Raw genomic sequence first — 18,141 nt, forward strand, 5'->3', positions numbered from 1 at the left:
ATAATTTAAATCTATAGTTGTTGTTACATACTAAGTACATCATAAAGATTTAGAGATGAATAATAATGAGGAGGCAGAAGATGGATTTATGGCACCTCGTCCAAAATCAGTGGGAATCGATAATTTATGGCGCCAGTATTAAGAGAATGGGTATAGCACTATTGATCCTGCTTCTGGCACTTTTGCTGAGAAAAATATTTTCTAAAGTGATCATTGTCTTTCTGCGAAAACTCACCCAAAGGACTAAAGGTACTCTTGATGATGCTATCGTGGAAGCTTTGGAAAAGCCGGTTCAGCTTGCTTTTATCATTATTGGCTTACAGATTGCTACACAAGTATTGATCCTCCCCCCAGAGATCGGTGCATTTGCCTACAGAGTGATTCGGTCTTTAGTTTTATATACTTTGTTTTGGTCGGCTTACCGAGCGGCTGATGTCTTTTCAGCTTTATTTGAAAGACGAGTCTTTCTCACTGCCGATAAATTTGACGATATGCTCGTTTCCTTTTTGAGCAAAGGGGCTAAAGCCGTCATTATTGTCTTAGGCTCGATCACCATTGCCCAAGTCTGGTTTACGGAGATTGCCGGTGTTTTGACAGGTTTAGGACTGGGAGGTCTGGCGTTCGCTCTTGCTGCTCAGGATACCGCTAAAAACCTATTTGGTAGTGTGACCATTATGCTGGATCGCCCCTTCAACATTGGAGACTGGGTTCAAACCCCCAGTGTTGAGGGTACTATAGAAGAGATTGGCTTTCGAAGCACCAAGGTCAGAACCTTTGCCCAAGCCGTGGTGACCGTCCCTAATTCTGTTATGAGCAATGAGGCTATTACCAATTGGTCGAGGATGGGGAAGCGGAGAATCAATTTTCAATTGGGTGTGAGTTACCAGACAACCGCTGGGCAGCTCCAGGAATGCGTGAAATCCTTGCGTAACATTCTCGAAGATCATCCGGAAGTTCACCCCGAGACCATTCTGGTTTATTTTGAACGATTCGGTGATAACTCTTTGGATATTTTTGTCTACTTTTTTACCAACACAACTAATTGGCAGAAATTCCTTGAGGTTCAGGAGGATGTTAACTTTAAGATTATGTCCCTACTGGAGGAGCTAGGTATATCTGTTGCTTTTCCTTCGCGAAGTGTTTATATCGAAACTGCCAAAGGGGAAGTACCGAAAGAAGTGGGAAAAATTGAGTTTAAAGGGCAAGACAATTCGGATTGAACGGGTAAGGAATTATTGAGCACCAGTAAAAATTAAAAAAACAGGAGGAAGGCCCATGCAAAAGATAATCCCCCATTTATGGTTTGACAAAGAAGCCGTTGAAGCGGCTCAATGGTATGTTAACCTTTTTGAGGATTCAGGAATCACTAGTATCACGACAATTCCTGATACTCCGTCGGGCGATTCTGTAACGGTCGATTTTCGGCTTGCTGGAATGAGGTTTTCCGCAATCAGTGCCGGTCCGTACTTTACCTTGAACCCTTCGATTTCTTTAATGGTAGCTTGCAATGATCCGGAAGAAGTCGACAGGCTCTATGATAATCTATCGGTCGATGGAACCGATCTCATGCCTTTGGGTGAGTATCCGTTCAGCAAACGCTATGCTTGGATTCAAGACAAATATGGTCTTAGCTGGCAGCTCATGCTGGTTGAGAATAAAGAAGAACATCAGAGAATAAGACTCAATTTGCTATTTGCCGGAGAGGTATGCGGTAAAGCCGAAGAAGCCATTGATTATTATCTTTCCGTTTTTGAAGGCTCTGCTAAAGGGTTTGTAAACTATTATCAGACAGGGGAGTCCATGGATGAGCGAGCAAAAGTAAATTACGGCGAGTTGAATATCCAAGGAAGACAGTTTATCGCAATGGACCATGGCTTTGGCGGGGAGTTTACTTTTAATGAAGCCTTTTCTTTGATGATTCTTTGTGATAGCCAAACAGAAATCGATTATTACTGGGATAAGCTTTCCTTTGTTCCTGAGGCTGAGCAGTGTGGATGGGTTAAAGATCAATTTGGCTTATCCTGGCAGATTGTACCGAGGAATATGAGCGATACTCTGTCAAGTGGAACAAAAGAAGAAGTAAAACGGATCACAGAGGCATTTTTGAAAATGAAGAAGCTGGATATAGCTGTTCTTGAAAAGGCAAAGTTAGGGTTAGATTATTAGAAGAGACGAAATTCTTAGTAATCTTAAATATTGTATACATTGGCGAAAGCGGTTGTAATCCTAAGCCTTACTATGATAAGTTATGATTAATCGAAAAACGGAGCAAAGGCGCTCAAAGAGACCTGTACCTAACAAGTGCAAGTCTTTTTGTAGCGCTTTTTCTTTTTCCTTCGCAAGTGGCAATAACCTACAGTAGTTTAACTATTGCTTTAACAAAAGCTTCAAACCAATAATTTGCCGCTTGATGTTCAAGGAAAATTCCAGAAAAGGGTGAGTAATATGCAAAATTATGGTCTGCCTCAGAAACAAGGTCTTTACGACCCAGCCTTAGAGCATGATGCCTGCGGGATGGGATTTGTGGTCAGCATTAAAGGAGAAAAGTCACATGGGATCATCGATGAAGCCTTGACCGTTCTGGAAAATTTAAGCCATAGAGGGGCCAGCGGAGCCGATGAAAATACAGGTGATGGCGCTGGGATCCTAGTCCAGATTCCCCATGATTTCTTCAAACGGGAATGCGGGGTATTGGGGTTTGAACTGCCTCAAAAAGGGGATTACGGGGTAGGAATGATCTTTGCTCATCGCTATGAGGATTTCAGAAAAACGCAAATGGCCACTTTTGAAAGCATCGCAGCTGAAGAGGGGCAAAAAATCCTTGGGTGGAGAGAAGTTCCTATCGATAAGACTAGCATCGGCGAAGGCGCGAAAGCAGTCATGCCGCGATTCATTCAAGTATTCATCGAGAAGAACCCTCAGCTCAGCGATGGGATGGATTTTGAAAGGAAGCTTTATACCATTCGGAAAAGAGCGGAGAAAGTTATCCTGCCTTTATGCGAAGACAAGGGCGGCACTTTCTATGTAGCCAGTTTGTCCGCTAAGACCATCGTCTATAAAGGGATGTTGACGGCAGAGCAGCTGCGTCATTTTTATCTGGATCTTTCCGATCTGGATTTTGCTTCGGCTTTGGCTATGGTCCATTCCCGATTTAGCACAAATACTTTCCCCAGCTGGGAAAGAGCTCACCCGAACCGCTACATTGTCCATAACGGAGAGATCAACACCATCCGCGGCAATGTCAACTGGATGAGAGCCCGCCAAAAATGCATTGATTCTCCCTTCTTTGAGGATATTGCCAAAGTTTATCCTATTGTGGATGAATCCGGCAGCGATTCTGCGATGTTTGATAACAGTCTGGAGTTCTTGCATTTGACCGGAAGAACGCTACCTCACGCGGTAATGATGATGATTCCTGAGCCCTGGGAGAATAACGAGCTCATGCGTCAGGATAAGAAAGACTTCTATGAATACAACAGCTTCTTAATGGAGCCTTGGGATGGTCCTGCCACTATGGGCTTTACGGACGGGGTACTCATCGGTGGAGTGCTGGACCGCAATGGACTACGGCCTTCCCGCTATTATGTCACCAAGGATGATAAGGTCATTTTGGCTTCTGAAGTGGGAGTTATCGATATTAAGCCGGAGAATGTTCAATACAAAGGTCGATTAGAGCCTGGTAAGATGCTGCTCATTGATACTGAGGCCCAGAGAATTATCTCCGATGAAGAGATCAAAACCAGCGTAGCCCTGAGGAACCCCTATGGGGAATGGATCGAGAAGCACATCGTTAGATTCAGCGACCAAACGGCAGGTTTTGCAGATATAGCTCATTCTGAGATGGCAAAGGATCGAGAGGTACAAATTAAGGGGAATGAAGATTTACTAAAACAACAAAAAGCCTTCGGTTATACCTTTGAAGATATTACAAAAACCATCCAACCGATGGCTGTTGAAGGAGTGGATCCTGTTGGTTCCATGGGCATGGATTCACCTCTGGCCGTCTTATCAGAAAAGCCTCAGATGCTCTATCTGTATTTTAAACAACTCTTTGCCCAAGTGACAAATCCTCCTATCGATGGCATTCGGGAAGAGATTGTTACCTCCTGCAATTTGCTCTTGGGTAACTCCGGCAACCTTCTAAATCCAGACCGGGAAGGTACCGCATCGCTCTTCCTTGAGCACCCCATCTTGACCAATGACCAGCTCCATACCATTAAGATGATAAATCATCCCCAGTTTAAAACGGTGACCTTATCCATGCTTTACCCTGTGACCGGGGGAGCGAAGGCCATGGAGCGAGCCTTGGATCGACTCTTTAGAGAAGCGGATAAAGCCATGAATGAGGGTGCAAATATCCTTATCCTCTCGGATCGAGGAGTGAATAAGGAGTATGCAGCGATCTCAGCTCTCTTGGCATCCTCCGGACTGCATCATCACTTGATACGTAGAGAAATTCGCACCAACCTAGGAATCGTGCTGGAATCCGCAGAGCCTCGGGAAGTGCATCACTTCTGTACCTTAGTGGGCTATGGGGTAACGGCCATCAATCCTTACCTGGCTTATGAAACCATAGAAGACCTGGCAGCTAAGGGACTGCTCGAAGGGCTGACTGCCAAAGAAGGGGTCAAAAACTTCATCAAAGCCTCAGTCAAAGGAATGCTCAAAGTGCTGACCAAGATGGGTATCTCCACGATGCACAGTTACCATGGTGCCCAAATCTTTGAAGCCGTGGGCTTGCGCAAAGACGTAATTGACAAATACTTCACCTATACCCCTTCCCGCTTAGAAGGAATCGGCCTCGAAGAGATTGCTCAGGAAAACCAGATGCGCCATGAAAGCGCCTACGATGAGAACTCCCTCAATGCAGATAGTCTAGAAGTGGGTGGTTACTTCCAATGCAAAGAAGATGGAGAAAAGCATCTGTATAACCCAGAAACCATTTACCTGATTCAGAGGGCCTGCCGAGAAGGAAATTATGCTCTCTTTAAAGAGTTTACCAAGAAGATCAATGAAGAAGAGGTTTATACATTAAGACACCTTTTAGACTTCAAGTACAATGCAGGCGATACGATCCCCATCGAAGAAGTGGAGTCCGTGGATTCTATCGTCAAACGCTTTAAGACCGGCGCCATGTCCTATGGCTCTATCAGCAAGGAAGCGCACGAGGCCTTAGCCATTGCCATGAACCGATTAGGCGGCAAGAGCAATACTGGCGAGGGTGGGGAAGACCCGGATCGTTTTAAAGTTTTGCCTCATGATGCTGGGGACAACCATAATGCCTTTCTGCAGGGGGATAGCAAAAACAGTGCTATTAAACAGGTGGCTTCAGGACGCTTCGGAGTGACCAGCAATTATCTAGTCAATGCCCAGGAGATCCAAATCAAAATGGCTCAAGGAGCAAAACCCGGTGAAGGTGGACAACTGCCAGGACGTAAGGTCTACCCGTGGGTTGCCAAGACACGTCACTCCACACCGGGGGTTGACCTGATTTCTCCCCCACCTCATCATGATATCTACTCCATCGAGGATTTAGCCGAGTTGATCCACGATTTGAAGAATGCCAACCGGGATGCTCGCATCAATGTCAAGCTTGTGTCTGAAGTAGGGGTAGGAACCATTGCCGCTGGGGTAGCCAAAGGCAAGGCCGATGTAATTCTCATCAGTGGTTATGATGGAGGAACAGGAGCATCTCCCCGAACCAGTATCCGCAATGCGGGACTGCCCTGGGAGCTCGGCCTAGCGGAAACACATCAGACCCTAGTCCTCAATAAATTAAGAGATCGGGTAGTGGTAGAAACGGATGGTAAGCTCCTATCAGGACGGGATGTGGTCATCGCTGCGATGTTGGGTGCTGAGGAATTCGGCTTTGCTACCACACCCTTGATTGCTCTGGGATGCGTCATGATGCGAGTATGTAATCTGAATACCTGCCCCGTGGGCATCGCTACTCAAGATGAAGCCTTAAGAAAGAACTTCACAGGTAAGCCTGAGCACGTAGAAAACTTCATGCGCTTTATTGCTCAGGAAATGCGGGAGATTATGGCTAAGCTGGGCTTTAGGACGATTAACGAAATGGTTGGTCGCACAGACCGCCTCAAAACCAAAGAGAATATTAAGAACTGGAAAGCCTCCCATCTGGATCTTTCGCAAATTCTTTATCAACCCTATGCCGGTGACCCCATGAGTCGCTATAACACTCAAGCCCAAAACCACATGCTGGAGAAATCTTTAGACATGAAAAAACTCCTAAGGGTTTGCAAGCCTGCTTTAGAAAGCAAAAAGCAAATTCGCGCCAAACTAAAAATCAATAACGTGGATCGGGTTGTGGGAACTATCATCGGCAGCGAGATCTCGAAAAGGTACGGAGAGGCAGGTCTGCCGGAAGATACTATTAAGCTAAGCTTTGTAGGCTCAGCAGGACAAAGCTTTGGTGCCTTCGTACCCAAGGGCTTGACCCTAGAGCTAGAAGGAGACTCCAACGATTACCTGGGCAAAGGACTTTCTGGCGGTAAGATTGCTGTCTATCCACCGAAGACTTCTGATTTTATCCCTGAAGAGAATATCCTTATCGGTAATGTAGCTTTCTATGGGGCTACAGCTGGGGAAGCGTATATCAATGGAATTGCTGGCGAACGCTTCTGCGTTAGAAACAGCGGTGCCCACGCCGTTGTCGAAGGGGTAGGTGATCACGGCTGTGAATATATGACGGGTGGAAAAGTCGTCATCCTCGGCAAGACGGGGCGCAATTTCGCGGCAGGAATGTCCGGCGGAATAGCCTATATCCTAGACTTCGAAGAGATTTACTGCAATAAGTCCTTGGTAATATTAGAGAAAATCGAGTCGGATGATGAACTTAAGGAAGTTCAAGTCATGATTCAAAAGCATGTGGAGTATACCCATAGTCCCCAAGGACGTAAAATTCTTGCCGATTGGGAAGGCTATGCAACCCGATTTACCAAAGTGATTCCGAAGGACTATAAACAGATGCTAGCCAATATCGATAAAGCTTCACAAGACGGATATTCAGGGGATGAAGCCCTCCTGGTAGCCTTTGAAGAAAATTTCAAGACCTTGGGAGCGGCGAAGTAAAGGGGGGGAAGACATGGGAAAAGCAACCGGTTTTTTAGAATATCAACGTATAGACCCAAAGAAGCGTGCTCCTGAAGAACGCATTCAGGACTGGCAGGAAATCAAACTACCCAGGGATCCAGAGGTAATTAAGACCCAAGGCGCCCGCTGCATGAACTGTGGTGTTCCCTTCTGCAATGGCGGGGTCATGCTCAACGGAATGGTCTCCGGTTGCCCTTTGCATAATTTGATTCCTGATTGGAATGAACTGATTTACAAAGGACAATGGGAAGAAGCGTATAAGCGCTTAAGTCGTACCAGTCCCTTTGCAGAGTTCACTTCCCGAGTTTGCCCGGCACCCTGTGAAGGAGCCTGCACCGAAGGCTATATTATGGAGCCCGTAACTATCAATTGTATCGAATATGAGATCATCGAGAAGGCTTTTGCTGAAGGATGGGTAAAACCTAAAAAGGGTAAAGCCACCGGTAAAAGGGTGGCCGTAGTAGGCTCAGGTCCCGCAGGCCTATCTGCGGCTAATTATCTTAATGCCGTGGGACATGAGGTCACAGTGTATGAGCGCTCAGATCGCCCCGGCGGACTTCTCGTATATGGCATTCCCAATATGAAGTTGGAGAAAACCGTAGTGGAGCGGCGAATCAACCTCATGAAGGAATCCGGGATTCAATTTATACTCAATACCGAGGTGGGCAAAGATATCCCTGCCCAGGGTCTGGTGAACCAGTATGATGCGGTCGTCCTCTGCACCGGTGCCACCAAGGCCCGAGGGCTCAGTGTAGAAGGGAAGGATCTGAAAGGGGTTCACTTTGCAGTAGATTTTCTGAAGGCCAATACTCAATGCTTGTTGGATGGCAAGTTAAACGAGTTCAAGAGTGACAGTTTGACTAAAGGCTCCGAGGATGGAAATTTGATAAGGAACTTCGATTGCACTGACTTGACAGGCGTATGTCAGGGCGCTGAATTCATCAGCGCTGAAGGCAAGAAAGTTATCATCATCGGCGGAGGCGATACAGGAACAGACTGTGTGGCCACAGCCATCCGTCATGGTTGCAAGAGTGTCCATCAGTTTGAAATCATGCCTGAACCTCCAGCCAAGCGTATCGAGGCCACCAATCCTTGGCCCGAATGGCCGAAGAAGCTCAAAGTTGACTACGGTCAGGAAGAAGCGATCAGTCTCTATGGAAAAGATCCTCGCCAGTATCTCATCAATACAAAAAAGATCGTGGGCAACGAGCAAGGTAAGGTGAAGGAGGTCCATACCGTAGAAATCAACTGGAAGAAAGATTCCTCCGGAAGAATGGTTCCCCAAGAAGTACCCAACAGCGAAAAAGTATGGGAAGCAGACTTGGTACTTTTGGCCATGGGTTTCCTCGGTCCAGAAGATACTATTCCCAAGGAGTTAAATCTAAAGCGGGACGCCCGTAGCAATCTCAAAGCAGAGTATGATGACTTTGAAACCAATGTTGAAAAAGTTTTCGCCGCCGGAGACGCCCGCCGCGGCCAAAGCCTTGTCGTCTGGGCGATTCAAGAAGGTAAGCTAGCAGCCCGCGAAGTGGATAAATATCTTATGGGTAAGAGTATTATTAAGTAAGTGACTAGAGGTAAGCGGTAAAAGTAAGAGTAAGTGTAAGTAGTAAGAGTAAGTGTAAGTGGTAAGAGTAAGTGGTAAGGGGCTAAGAGTCGGGAGGGAAATGTAAGCGATTCAAAATTCACTAGTTAAGAAGTGAGAAGGGACAATTCATTTGGTAGTTGTTATGCCAAATGAATTGTCCCTTCTTCATTTATTTTAAAACAGCTATACAAAAAGGAATGGGTTGTCTACTGCAAAGAGCCATTTAAAAATCCTATGAGAGTCATGGAGTATTTAGGGCGATATACCCATAGAGTTGCGATATCGAATGATAGAATTCTTAGTATTAAGGATAGGCGAGTGACGTTTAAATGGAAGGACTATGCCGATCAGAATGAAAAGAAAGTTATGGAGCTTGATGGAGAAGAATTCATACGAAGATTTTTACTTCATGTATTACCCCTAAATTTTGTGAAGATCAGGCACTATGGGATTCTAAGTAACCGTAATAGAAAAACAAAAATCATACGGTGTAAGGACATTTTCAATATTGAAAAGGAAGAACGGTCAAAAGTTACGAAGTCTTGGGAAGAGCTGATTTTAGAGCTCAAAGGGATCGATGTAAGAGTGTGTTCAGTATGTAAAACGGGCAAAATGATTAGAAAAGAAAGCATAACGCCCAAGGCCTATTCCCCGCCCAATATCATAGTAGCTTAGAAATTTGACGAACGCCCAGGGATAAGTGTGCTCTTTTTTAGAGAAGATTAAATCTTTAAGAGGAAATTCCTGTAATTATACCGAAGTATATTACAAAATACTTCCAGAATGTCATGGAGTATATGTAAATGAAGCATTTCTGCTGGGGATTAAGCTATTGAATCCCCATAGATTGCTGGTGCGGCTTCGTTCAACGAGATTGTATCTGCATTTGAGGAAGAAGTGAGGTTAAGGAATCTTAGATATCTCGCTCAAATTCAGATACAATCCTAAGACGTTATCTGAAATGTTCCTTGCATGTTCGTCTAATTGGTCAATAAAAAACAGACCCCTATAAATGAGATCTGCTTACTTAGGAAATCGCTCTTTTAGCCAATGTGACAGTTCGTGGATATAGGTATCTAATGCCTCACCGGTTAATTGAGAACATGATATTTGAATAGCCTTATCATACGCTTCGTCATCATCAACATAATCAGAGTGTCCATTGATTTTAAGTAAGATGGAGGCAGCATAAAAGCCAACTCGCTTATTACCATCTACAAAGCAATGACTTTTTGTTAGGAAGTACCATAGCATTGCTGCCTTTTTATAAATGGTAGGATATTTATCATGATCGAAATGAGGATATTGTTGGTCGAGGATGCTCCTGATTTTTGACACGGAATCACGGTACAATTCAAAGCTCCCACCAAAAGCGTTTATGGCTTCTTCGTGAATAGCGAGGATATCTTCAATATAGAGTAGCTCGATATCATTCATAATTACTCGGCTAATTTCTTAAGTAGTTTGGAATGTTGTGAAGTAACTTCCTTAAGTGCCTTAGAAATTTTCCTTTTATGCTCATTTGAAGAATTTGGTTGTGCGCTGTCTTTAGGTTCTTTTGGAATAGCCATATCAGTATCCCCCTCAGGCTTAGCTCTATCTTTATCCATATTGTACCACCCTTCGTGATTTAGAACAATTGCTATTACTATTATTATTCAAATTGAAGGGATATAGTCTTGAAGGCTTAAAAAGAACGAGGGAACACTTCAGCTAACACGTCCATTCCCGCAACTTAGCAAATATGAATGTAATATGACGCTGCGGGAATGGCGAAAACGTTATCGGAAATTGCTTGCATGTATCGCGTTTTGGGTTAGAACTGTATTAAAGAATGATAATCTTGGAGGAGGTATTATGGGTAACTATTGGGCAAGATTTAGAAAAATTGATAATCATACTTTTAGATTTGATACGAGGATTTACTTAAAAGAAGTATCAAACCCTTCAGATGATGATTTATGTATTGGCGCAATTGTAGGGAAAAATCCTGGTTCCGCGAAGCCTTCTAGTAATAGCGATAATGGTCTTCAGGAAATAGCTTTAGACAAAGATAACCTTTTGCCTAATGTAAGAAAAATAATGCTAAAAGCTTATAGGCATTGTAATAAGCGAATTGAAAATAGATCTTACATTCAAGTATTAAATTTAATGTACCTTTGTGATAAAGATCTTAAACAAGCGATTAGAAGGATTAATGCTTTTCCAGACCAACTAATATGCGAATGTGAGAATAAAGAGTTTCCTTTTATATGGTATGTTTGGGGTAATGATGACAAAAGCTTAAATCCTTTTAAGGGTAGATTTTCTAAGATTTATGCTACAAAGCACTTTTACTTTGACAATTCTGCCAAAAATGTTATTGAAAAAGCACCGAGTTTTAGTGATTCAGCAAGACATACTCAAGGATTAAATCATGACTTCGTCGTACCTTATATCTCGAATTTGATAATTATGGACTAAATGGCAACTTCCGATAACTAATTAGAGATTCATGATGTTCCTAGACACAGAAAAAGCCATTGATCAAAAATCAGTGGCTTTAAAGGAATCTTTACTTAGGCAGCAATTAGAACATTATCAATCTCTTGTTGTACTGAACCGTCTGCCGAGCGATGTTGGTCTATGGGAATTTAATCTTTTTTCTCCAGGTCAGAAATTCCTCAATAAGGATGGTTAAAGAGTAATGGATCTGAAATCGATCTCAAAAATACAGTAAGATGCCCATTATGGATAGACCTTCCCCCTCCCCAATGAAGAGGCAATTTTAAAGAAGTATTCTGTTGCGAAACATCATGGACTAGCGCCTGAAGGGTTAGGAAAAAGAAGCGTAACAAAATGAGAACCGCAACAGTCACGACAGGTTTTCGTGTATTGATGAGGGGCTGCAGGTCCTGACGGCTTGTTTTAAAAGATAAAGGAACTTCCCCCTGAACTTTCTCGAAATCACTTTAACCGGAATGAAGAACTTCTTGCTTGAACGGACAAAGCTCAGACCATCGTTGGAAAGCCCCCCTCCAGGAACAATACAATGCACATGAGGGTGGAAGGATAAATTCCGCCCCCAAGTATGAAGCACTGAAGTCACCCCGGTGGTAGCCCCCAAGAATTTAGGATCCTTCGCTAATTCAACAAGGGTATGGCCTGCGGCTTGAAGAAGTAAAGAATAAAGCAGTTTCTGATTCTGGAAAATAGGGGTATTCAGTTCCTGAGGGAGTGTAAAAACGATGTGAAAATAGCCAACAGGCAGGTGCTTGGACATCTGAGCATCAACCCATTGAGCTTGAACCGAGTGTTGGCATTTAGGACAATGCCTGTTGCGGCAAGAATTGTAAGACACATCGACCGAACCGCACTCCGTACAAACCTCGGAGTGGCACCCCATAGATGAAGTTCTACAACGACGAATCATATGAAAGGCCTTGGCTTGAGCAGGGGACATGGACTTAAGCCGAACCTGATTAAAGATATCTTGAAGTTCAGGCATGGAAGTCCCCTCGATCAAGGGGACTTCGGACCGAAGCAATATGAGCAGTAGAAAGATGAATATATTTAGAAGTTGTAGAAATATCACTATGCCCCATGAGCATCTGAATAGTACGAAGGTCAGCATGATTCTCAAGTAAATGGGTTGCAAAGCTGTGGCGAAGCGTATGAACAGACCCCGGTTTAGTGATTCCAGCATTCAGTTTAGCCATTTGAAAGACGTGTTGAATATTCCGGGTGGCAAGGGGTTTGCCCTCAATAGGGCCAGGAAAGAGTAAGTCAGTCGGTCGATAAAGCTTCCAATAGAGCCTTAGCAGTTTCAAGTTTTCCAGAGAAAGAACAGTTAAGCGATCTTTGCTCCCTTTACCTTCATTCACACGAATAAACATGCTTTGAGAATCAATATCCGAGACCCGCAGATTAAGGGTCTCACTGATTCGCAAGCCAGAAGAGTAAGTGGTTAGAAGAATGGTTTTATGCTTAAGATTGCTCACTTGATCCAAAATGGTTAGAATCTCATCTTGAGAAAACGCATAAGGAAGCTTCTTCGGTCGTTTAGGGCGAACGATAACATCGTCAGACCAATTGAAGTGGAGTACCTTATTGAAAAAAAGCTTAAAGGCGTTACAAGAAATGTTGATGTTACTGTAGCTAATCCCAGATTTAATGCGATAATGTAGATAGAATTTAAGTTCATTGGGAGAGAGTTCCGGTGCAGATTTATTAAAGTGTTTTCCAAGCAATCTTAAATGGCTAAGGTAAAGCTTTTGAGTTTGAGGCGGAAGACCTCGGAGTTCCATTTCGAACTTCATTTTCTGTAGATGAGGCGAGTGAGTTTGTAAATCTTGAGGCATGACAATCATCCTTTCCAATTTAATTGGGTTAGCAAAAGAATGATATCATGCCTCAATGTATATTTGTGTTTTAGAAAGCCACCGCGCAGCGGTTTAGTACAACACAGAGTTCCCGCAACTAGAGGATAATGCATGTGGTTGGGACGCTGCGGGAACTCCTGAACGTTATATAAAATCGTGCGCAAGAACCGCGCGTCCATGCGCGGATTACGGAGTGTGGTAGCTAGGGCCATTTGTAGCAAAACCTAAATTACCAAGGTGTTCCGGTATATAGAATTACATTTGCAAACCTATTTATTAAATAATACCAATTTTGGAATTATTGTTTTCCGGTAATCCTAAGATTTTAGATGAAATAGATCCTTTCAGTTGGACAAGAGTGGATCAATGTGGAGGTGATAATTGGATGAGGCGGGTGCGATACCAGGTCGCATGTAGTATGGATGGCTACATCGCGGCACCGAACGATGATTTTGATTGGATTACGCCAGAGCCCTCGTTCGACTTTGAGGCGCTGTATGCGCAATTCGACACGTTGCTGATGGGGCGACGCACGTACGAGATCGTACGCGCAACGGGCGAGAGCTTTCGCGGAAAGCAAGTGATCGTGGTCTCACGGTCGCTTCGGCCAGTGGATCATCCTAATGTTGAGATCGTGAGCGAGGGCCTCGAAGCACGAGTTCGAGAGCTTCGTGCGCAACCCGGTCGAGATATCTGGCTCTACGGTGGAGGGAATCTCTTCTCCCAACTACTCGCCTGGAATCTGGTTGATACGTTCGAACCGGCGATTATACCGATCCTTCTGGGAGGTGGGGTGCAGTTGCTCCCCCCGCACGGAATACGTCGGTGTTTGGAGCTCGTTCGACACCGTGCCTATCCCAGTGGGATGCTTCTCCTCGAATATGAGGTGCAACAGGCCGTGGAAGGCACGAGTGAATTTCCCAGAGGATAGTCATAGTGCCAAACATAGTCACGTTTTTCGAGGTTATTCCAATGGAACCGAGTAAGTTTATACTCCATGGACGATTTATATATCGTAAATATGCGGAGGTTCAAGGGGCCGCCGTCCATGGCGGCCTCTGAATCTGTGGGCGTACGGCATCAGATAACAGCGAATTACTAACATTGCCTTTGGCAAGCCATTTGCAGTATGGAGAAGAATTCAGGGGCAAATGCCGTGCCAATCCCTACGGGCCGGCAACGTCGGTAATTCGCGGGACGTTACACGAAATCGGTGCACGAGCGTGCATCCATGCACTTTATTAATTAATGATGTTCTAGGCTAAGAAAATGGTATAATGGAATTATCTAGAAAGTAAGAAGGCGGTGAATCTAATGGAATGGAATGAGGTCAGAAGGTTATATCCTGAACGTTTTGTTAAGATTCAAATACTGGATTCACATATTGAGAATAACGTCAGATTCATTGATGATATGGCAGTAATCCAGGCTTTCGATGACGAGAAGGAAGCGACACGGGAGTTGGTTCGTGCAAAGGATGATATCTTGGTATATCATACAGGAAAAGAAGAGATTGAAGTGCCGATAAAGCAGATATTTGGTTTCCGAGGTGCAATCTAATGAAGATTGAGTTTCGAGAAGGTTTGCTTTTTACTTCTTGTAACAGCGTGTTCCCAAAATCTGAGAGACTATGAATGTAGTAACCAGACTTCGGGAACTCTTGAACGTTATATGATATGTCCATATCGGAGTGGTTATTTCGAGAATTTGGTTTATTGCATGCGGAAATGCAAGGGGGTATTACGAATGAAAATAATCCAACTTAAAAACGGAGATACAGTGCAATTAAGAGAGGCTGTAAAAGAGGACGCTACAGAGCTAGTTGCCTACTTACTAAAGATTGGTGGTGAATCGGATTTCCTAACTTTCGGATCTGGTGAGTTTTCAGTATCGGTAAGTGATGAGCAAGCCATGCTCGAAGAAAGCCGCACTGCCAAAAACAAGATTATGCTTCTTGCCCTAGTTGGTAACAAGGTGATTGGTTGTTTATATTTCGAAGGTGGAGCAAGGCCCCGGATACAGCATACGGGTGAATTCGGTGTTTCAGTCCTTAAGGATTACTGGGATAAAGGAATTGGAACAGAAATGGTGAAGGAATTAATTCAGTGGGCTAAAGTTTCAAACATTATTCGCAAACTCAACCTTCGAGTTAGAAGTGATAATGATAGAGCTATGAGTGTATACGAAAGACTTGGCTTCATTCAAGAGGGGTTAATTACTCGAGAGTTCTTTATATCAGGAGAATTCAATAATTTTATCTATATGGGTCTTAGCATAGACTGAGGATCACTCTAGAAGTAGGGCATAGAGAGCCTGGACGGTTCTCAGGGGTATTGGACACATCATATAACACGAGGATTCCAGCGAGGGTGCGGATAAGAGAGTATATGGGGTAAACCGCACCACATGTCCCCTGTCAAAAGACTTGCAATTTAAAAGTAGTATGAAAGAAGCAAGTCTTGCGCCAGGCCTTACGGGGCGGACACGTTGGGAATGCCGGGGACGTTAGCTGAAATGGCTTGCATGAGCGTTTAATAGGTCTCAAGAGGAGGACAAAAATGATAATTAGGAAATTCAAGCATCCTGATACTGAAGAAATAATTGAGATCTGGTATAACGTAAGTGTAGTCGCACACTCCTTTATTCCAAAGGAAATGTGGGAATCACACAAGGATGAATTAAGGAATAAGTATTTACCAATTGCGGAGACATGGGTTGCCGAGGAAAACGGTAATTTGATTGGCTTTATATCACTACTTGGTAATTATATTGGAGCGTTATTTATTACACCAAAAGAGCAAGGAAAAGGAGTCGGCACTAAATTAATTGAACAGGCAAGACGAGAAAAGGGGCATTTAAACGTTGGTGTTTACAGTAAGAATATTGATGCTGGAAGATTCTATAAGAAAAACGGATTTGCATATTTAAGCGAGGAAGTTCAGCCGGAAACGGGTGAAGTAATAATAAATATGACTTTAGAGTAAGAAAAACGGCCACCTCAGCTAACGCAGAATTCTCGCAACTTAGAGGATGATGCATGAGGTTAGGACGCTGCGGGACTCCTTGGGACGTTATACGATAGCCCAAAGAGTTTATTGTTATGGAAAAATACGGTATAATATACTTAGGGGTGATAACTATGCGTGCGATTAATGATATTATGGCAAAACGTGACCAAATTGTATCAATAGCTTCACACTACAAATTTTCTAATGTTAGACTATTTGGTTCAGTTCTTAGAGAAGAAGAAAAGGCAGAAAGTGATATAGACTTTTTGGTTGAGTGTAGCGATGATTGTTCATTATTTGATTTAATCTCGCTTAAAAATGATCTTGAGGAGATCTTAGGAAGAAAGATAGATGTCGTCACTCCAGATTCTGTTCATTGGACAATAAAAGACAAGATCCTTCAGGAGGCTAGGCCTATATGAAAGATGACAAGGTCTTTCTGTACAATATTCTGGAGAGCATCATAAAGATTGAAACATATACTAACTCTGACAAAGATGAATTCATGACATCAGGAATTATACAGGATGCGGTTATTCGTAATCTTGAAATTATTGGGGAAGCGACAAAGAGAGTTTCGCGAAGACTGAAAGAGCAAACCCCTGAAATACCATGGACACAAATGGCTGGCCTTCGTGATGTGTTAATACATGACTATATGGGGATCAGTCTAAAGATTGTATGGAATGTGGTACAAAATGAGTTGCCACGACTCAAAATTAGGATTATGGAATTGCTAGATTAAGCACTGGACAACTTTGTTCAGTGCATGTTTGCATTTGGGGCTGGGCCATCGTATAACACGAGGATTCCCGCAAATAGAGGATGATGCCTCCAAGTTTATATTTCAAAATAATTTGTCTTACCTGTTTTACTTGATACGGCTTTGCTTTTGACCCATTGGGTTGAATGAGTTTGCTCTTTAGATTAAAGGGGCCGCCATCCGTGGTGGCCTCTGAATCTACGGGCATACGGCTTCGTATAACAGCAAATTTCTAAAATCTGGGGGAATATGAATGTAGTAACCAGACTTCGGCAATTTGCAGGACGTTAGCTGAAACCGTACGCAAAGGCCGCGCGTCCATGCACGGATAGGACTTTTATAATTATGACTAAACTAAATTTAAATCCAATCTGGCAATGGTAAGCTATATCGTACATAAACATACTGTTCTACATTGCAAGTGTCGATCTATTTTGCCTCATAATAATAGTATGGAGTAATACTATTTATATTTGTCCAATTAGTGAAAGGGGAATCAAGATATGAACGAAGTTTTGAAAAGCTTGCACGAGAGAAAATCTGTAAGGGTATTCAAAGATATTAAAATCTCAGAGTATGATAAGGAAACTATTCTACTGGCTGCAATGGAGGCACCAACGGCAGGGAACCAACAGCTATATACAATTTTAGATATTACCGAACAAAGTCTAAAAGATAAACTGGCAATATCCTGTGACAATCAACCCTTTATAGCAAAGGCTCCTATGGTATTGATTTTTTGTGGCGATTTACAAAAGTGGTATGATGCTTTTGTAGAAGGTGGGTGCAGCCCAAGATTGCCAGGTGTTGGAGACTTGATGCTGGCAGTTGAAGACAGCGTTATTGCTGCACAAAATGCTGTAATTGCAGCGCAAAGTTTAGGAATTGGTTCTTGTTACATCGGTGATATTATACAGCTTTGTGAGGAGCACAGGGAGATGCTTGAATTGCCCGAATATGTCTTCCCAGCAGCAATGCTGGTGCTTGGATACCCAACAGAACAACAACGAAATCGTCCAAAGCCGGAACGGTGCGATTTGAAGCACATAGTTCATACAAATCACTATAACCGGATGACTGGTGATGAACTGCGTATTATGTTCCAAAAAAAATTGGGCGAACAAAGTTACGAGGACTGGGTTACTGCCTTTTGCTATCGAAAGTATAATTCCAGCTTTTCCCGAGAAATGACCAGATCAGTAGGAGAATACCTGAAGTCATTTGGTTACAAAGAAAAGTAACGTCCAGAAATTTATTAAGGCCTTGTAAGTTGTTAGAATGACTAGGTTTTGTATTAGATAAAAAGAT

Annotated in this window: 17 protein-coding genes and 1 pseudogene; 14 read left to right on the forward strand and 4 right to left on the reverse strand. The window is 43.3% G+C overall.

The window, feature by feature from the left end; all coding sequences use genetic code 11:
- Positions 1 to 80: 80 nt before the first annotated feature.
- The 5 genes and pseudogenes from DESDI_RS03280 to DESDI_RS03300 form a co-directional block, all read left to right on the forward strand.
- Positions 81 to 1,220, forward strand: coding sequence for a mechanosensitive ion channel family protein (locus DESDI_RS03280; protein WP_015261213.1), 1,140 nt, complete (start codon positions 81 to 83; stop codon positions 1,218 to 1,220).
- Positions 1,221 to 1,275: 55 nt separating this feature from the next.
- Positions 1,276 to 2,166, forward strand: a complete 891-nt coding sequence (locus tag DESDI_RS03285) for a VOC family protein (RefSeq protein WP_015261214.1) — start codon at positions 1,276 to 1,278, stop codon at positions 2,164 to 2,166.
- 279 nt (positions 2,167 to 2,445) lie between these two features.
- Positions 2,446 to 7,092 (forward strand): glutamate synthase large subunit, encoded by a 4,647-nt coding sequence (gene gltB / locus DESDI_RS03290; protein WP_015261215.1) that lies wholly within the window; start codon positions 2,446 to 2,448, stop codon positions 7,090 to 7,092.
- Between the two features lie 13 nt (positions 7,093 to 7,105).
- A complete protein-coding gene (locus tag DESDI_RS03295; RefSeq protein WP_015261216.1) occupies positions 7,106 to 8,680 on the forward strand; it encodes a glutamate synthase subunit beta in 1,575 nt (524 codons plus the stop codon).
- 204 nt (positions 8,681 to 8,884) lie between these two features.
- Positions 8,885 to 9,376 (forward strand): annotated as a pseudogene (locus DESDI_RS03300) (IS91 family transposase); the annotation flags it as partial.
- Positions 9,377 to 9,724: 348 nt separating this feature from the next.
- On the opposite strand, the gene DESDI_RS03305 reads toward DESDI_RS03300, so the two are convergent.
- The gene (locus tag DESDI_RS03305) at positions 9,725 to 10,138 is read right to left on the reverse strand and encodes a type II toxin-antitoxin system death-on-curing family toxin (RefSeq protein WP_015261217.1); all 414 of its coding nucleotides are present in this window, start codon (positions 10,136 to 10,138) and stop codon (positions 9,725 to 9,727) included.
- Between the two features lie 2 nt (positions 10,139 to 10,140).
- Positions 10,141 to 10,311, reverse strand: a complete 171-nt coding sequence (locus DESDI_RS18015; RefSeq protein WP_015261218.1) for a hypothetical protein — start codon at positions 10,309 to 10,311, stop codon at positions 10,141 to 10,143.
- A gap of 247 nt (positions 10,312 to 10,558) precedes the next feature.
- Between DESDI_RS18015 and DESDI_RS03310 the strand changes: the two genes are divergently transcribed.
- Both DESDI_RS03310 and DESDI_RS03315 read left to right on the forward strand, forming a co-directional pair.
- Positions 10,559 to 11,164, forward strand: a complete 606-nt coding sequence (locus DESDI_RS03310) for a hypothetical protein (protein WP_015261219.1) — start codon at positions 10,559 to 10,561, stop codon at positions 11,162 to 11,164.
- Between the two features lie 31 nt (positions 11,165 to 11,195).
- Positions 11,196 to 11,381: a hypothetical protein gene (locus tag DESDI_RS03315; protein WP_156801101.1), complete on the forward strand. Its 186-nt coding sequence runs from the start codon at positions 11,196 to 11,198 to the stop codon at positions 11,379 to 11,381.
- A 174-nt stretch (positions 11,382 to 11,555) separates the two neighbouring features.
- Here DESDI_RS03315 and DESDI_RS03320 read toward each other — a convergent pair whose 3' ends face one another.
- Both DESDI_RS03320 and DESDI_RS03325 read right to left on the reverse strand, forming a co-directional pair.
- Positions 11,556 to 12,188: an IS91 family transposase gene (locus DESDI_RS03320; protein WP_015261221.1), complete on the reverse strand. Its 633-nt coding sequence runs from the start codon at positions 12,186 to 12,188 to the stop codon at positions 11,556 to 11,558.
- On the reverse strand, positions 12,181 to 13,041 hold the full coding sequence (locus DESDI_RS03325) for a tyrosine-type recombinase/integrase (RefSeq protein WP_015261222.1): 861 nt from the start codon (positions 13,039 to 13,041) through the stop codon (positions 12,181 to 12,183). The genes DESDI_RS03320 and DESDI_RS03325 overlap by 8 nt, the downstream gene beginning before the upstream one ends.
- Before the next feature lie 406 nt (positions 13,042 to 13,447).
- Here DESDI_RS03325 and DESDI_RS03330 point away from each other — a divergent pair, with 406 nt between their 5' ends.
- From DESDI_RS03330 to DESDI_RS03360, 7 genes are all read left to right on the forward strand, one after another.
- Positions 13,448 to 13,993, forward strand: coding sequence for a dihydrofolate reductase family protein (locus tag DESDI_RS03330; RefSeq protein WP_015261223.1), 546 nt, complete (start codon positions 13,448 to 13,450; stop codon positions 13,991 to 13,993).
- A gap of 383 nt (positions 13,994 to 14,376) precedes the next feature.
- Complete coding sequence (locus DESDI_RS03335) at positions 14,377 to 14,622, forward strand: hypothetical protein (protein ID WP_015261224.1); 246 nt, start codon at positions 14,377 to 14,379, stop codon at positions 14,620 to 14,622.
- Between the two features lie 186 nt (positions 14,623 to 14,808).
- The gene (locus DESDI_RS03340) at positions 14,809 to 15,345 is read left to right on the forward strand and encodes a GNAT family N-acetyltransferase (RefSeq protein ID WP_015261225.1); all 537 of its coding nucleotides are present in this window, start codon (positions 14,809 to 14,811) and stop codon (positions 15,343 to 15,345) included.
- A gap of 275 nt (positions 15,346 to 15,620) precedes the next feature.
- Positions 15,621 to 16,046 (forward strand): GNAT family N-acetyltransferase, encoded by a 426-nt coding sequence (locus DESDI_RS03345; protein WP_015261226.1) that lies wholly within the window; start codon positions 15,621 to 15,623, stop codon positions 16,044 to 16,046.
- A 155-nt stretch (positions 16,047 to 16,201) separates the two neighbouring features.
- Positions 16,202 to 16,492 carry a nucleotidyltransferase family protein gene (locus tag DESDI_RS03350; protein ID WP_041219676.1) on the forward strand — a complete coding sequence of 97 codons (291 nt, stop codon included), beginning with the start codon at positions 16,202 to 16,204 and terminating at the stop codon, positions 16,490 to 16,492.
- Positions 16,489 to 16,815 (forward strand): HepT-like ribonuclease domain-containing protein, encoded by a 327-nt coding sequence (locus tag DESDI_RS03355; protein ID WP_015261228.1) that lies wholly within the window; start codon positions 16,489 to 16,491, stop codon positions 16,813 to 16,815. The genes DESDI_RS03350 and DESDI_RS03355 overlap by 4 nt, the downstream gene beginning before the upstream one ends.
- A gap of 521 nt (positions 16,816 to 17,336) precedes the next feature.
- The gene (locus DESDI_RS03360) at positions 17,337 to 18,074 is read left to right on the forward strand and encodes a nitroreductase family protein (RefSeq protein WP_015261229.1); all 738 of its coding nucleotides are present in this window, start codon (positions 17,337 to 17,339) and stop codon (positions 18,072 to 18,074) included.
- The last annotated feature ends 67 nt before the right edge of the window (positions 18,075 to 18,141 follow it).

Source organism: Desulfitobacterium dichloroeliminans LMG P-21439 (assembly GCF_000243135.2).
In the GTDB taxonomy this organism is placed as follows: Bacteria; Bacillota; Desulfitobacteriia; order Desulfitobacteriales; family Desulfitobacteriaceae; genus Desulfitobacterium; species Desulfitobacterium dichloroeliminans.

Bases quoted from the DNA above. Each gene is read 5' to 3' on its own strand.
- DESDI_RS03280 (WP_015261213.1), top strand. From the start codon at position 81: ATGGATTTATGGCACCTCGTCCAAAATCAGTGGGAATCGATAATTTAT.
- DESDI_RS03285 (WP_015261214.1), top strand. From the start codon at position 1,276: ATGCAAAAGATAATCCCCCATTTATGGTTTGACAAAGAAGCCGTTGAA.
- gltB (WP_015261215.1), top strand. From the start codon at position 2,446: ATGCAAAATTATGGTCTGCCTCAGAAACAAGGTCTTTACGACCCAGCC.
- DESDI_RS03295 (WP_015261216.1), top strand. From the start codon at position 7,106: ATGGGAAAAGCAACCGGTTTTTTAGAATATCAACGTATAGACCCAAAG.
- DESDI_RS03305 (WP_015261217.1), bottom strand. From the start codon at position 10,138: ATGAATGATATCGAGCTACTCTATATTGAAGATATCCTCGCTATTCAC.
- DESDI_RS18015 (WP_015261218.1), bottom strand. From the start codon at position 10,311: ATGGATAAAGATAGAGCTAAGCCTGAGGGGGATACTGATATGGCTATT.
- DESDI_RS03310 (WP_015261219.1), top strand. From the start codon at position 10,559: ATGGGTAACTATTGGGCAAGATTTAGAAAAATTGATAATCATACTTTT.
- DESDI_RS03315 (WP_156801101.1), top strand. From the start codon at position 11,196: ATGATGTTCCTAGACACAGAAAAAGCCATTGATCAAAAATCAGTGGCT.
- DESDI_RS03320 (WP_015261221.1), bottom strand. From the start codon at position 12,188: ATGCCTGAACTTCAAGATATCTTTAATCAGGTTCGGCTTAAGTCCATG.
- DESDI_RS03325 (WP_015261222.1), bottom strand. From the start codon at position 13,041: ATGCCTCAAGATTTACAAACTCACTCGCCTCATCTACAGAAAATGAAG.
- DESDI_RS03330 (WP_015261223.1), top strand. From the start codon at position 13,448: ATGAGGCGGGTGCGATACCAGGTCGCATGTAGTATGGATGGCTACATC.
- DESDI_RS03335 (WP_015261224.1), top strand. From the start codon at position 14,377: ATGGAATGGAATGAGGTCAGAAGGTTATATCCTGAACGTTTTGTTAAG.
- DESDI_RS03340 (WP_015261225.1), top strand. From the start codon at position 14,809: ATGAAAATAATCCAACTTAAAAACGGAGATACAGTGCAATTAAGAGAG.
- DESDI_RS03345 (WP_015261226.1), top strand. From the start codon at position 15,621: ATGATAATTAGGAAATTCAAGCATCCTGATACTGAAGAAATAATTGAG.
- DESDI_RS03350 (WP_041219676.1), top strand. From the start codon at position 16,202: ATGCGTGCGATTAATGATATTATGGCAAAACGTGACCAAATTGTATCA.
- DESDI_RS03355 (WP_015261228.1), top strand. From the start codon at position 16,489: ATGAAAGATGACAAGGTCTTTCTGTACAATATTCTGGAGAGCATCATA.
- DESDI_RS03360 (WP_015261229.1), top strand. From the start codon at position 17,337: ATGAACGAAGTTTTGAAAAGCTTGCACGAGAGAAAATCTGTAAGGGTA.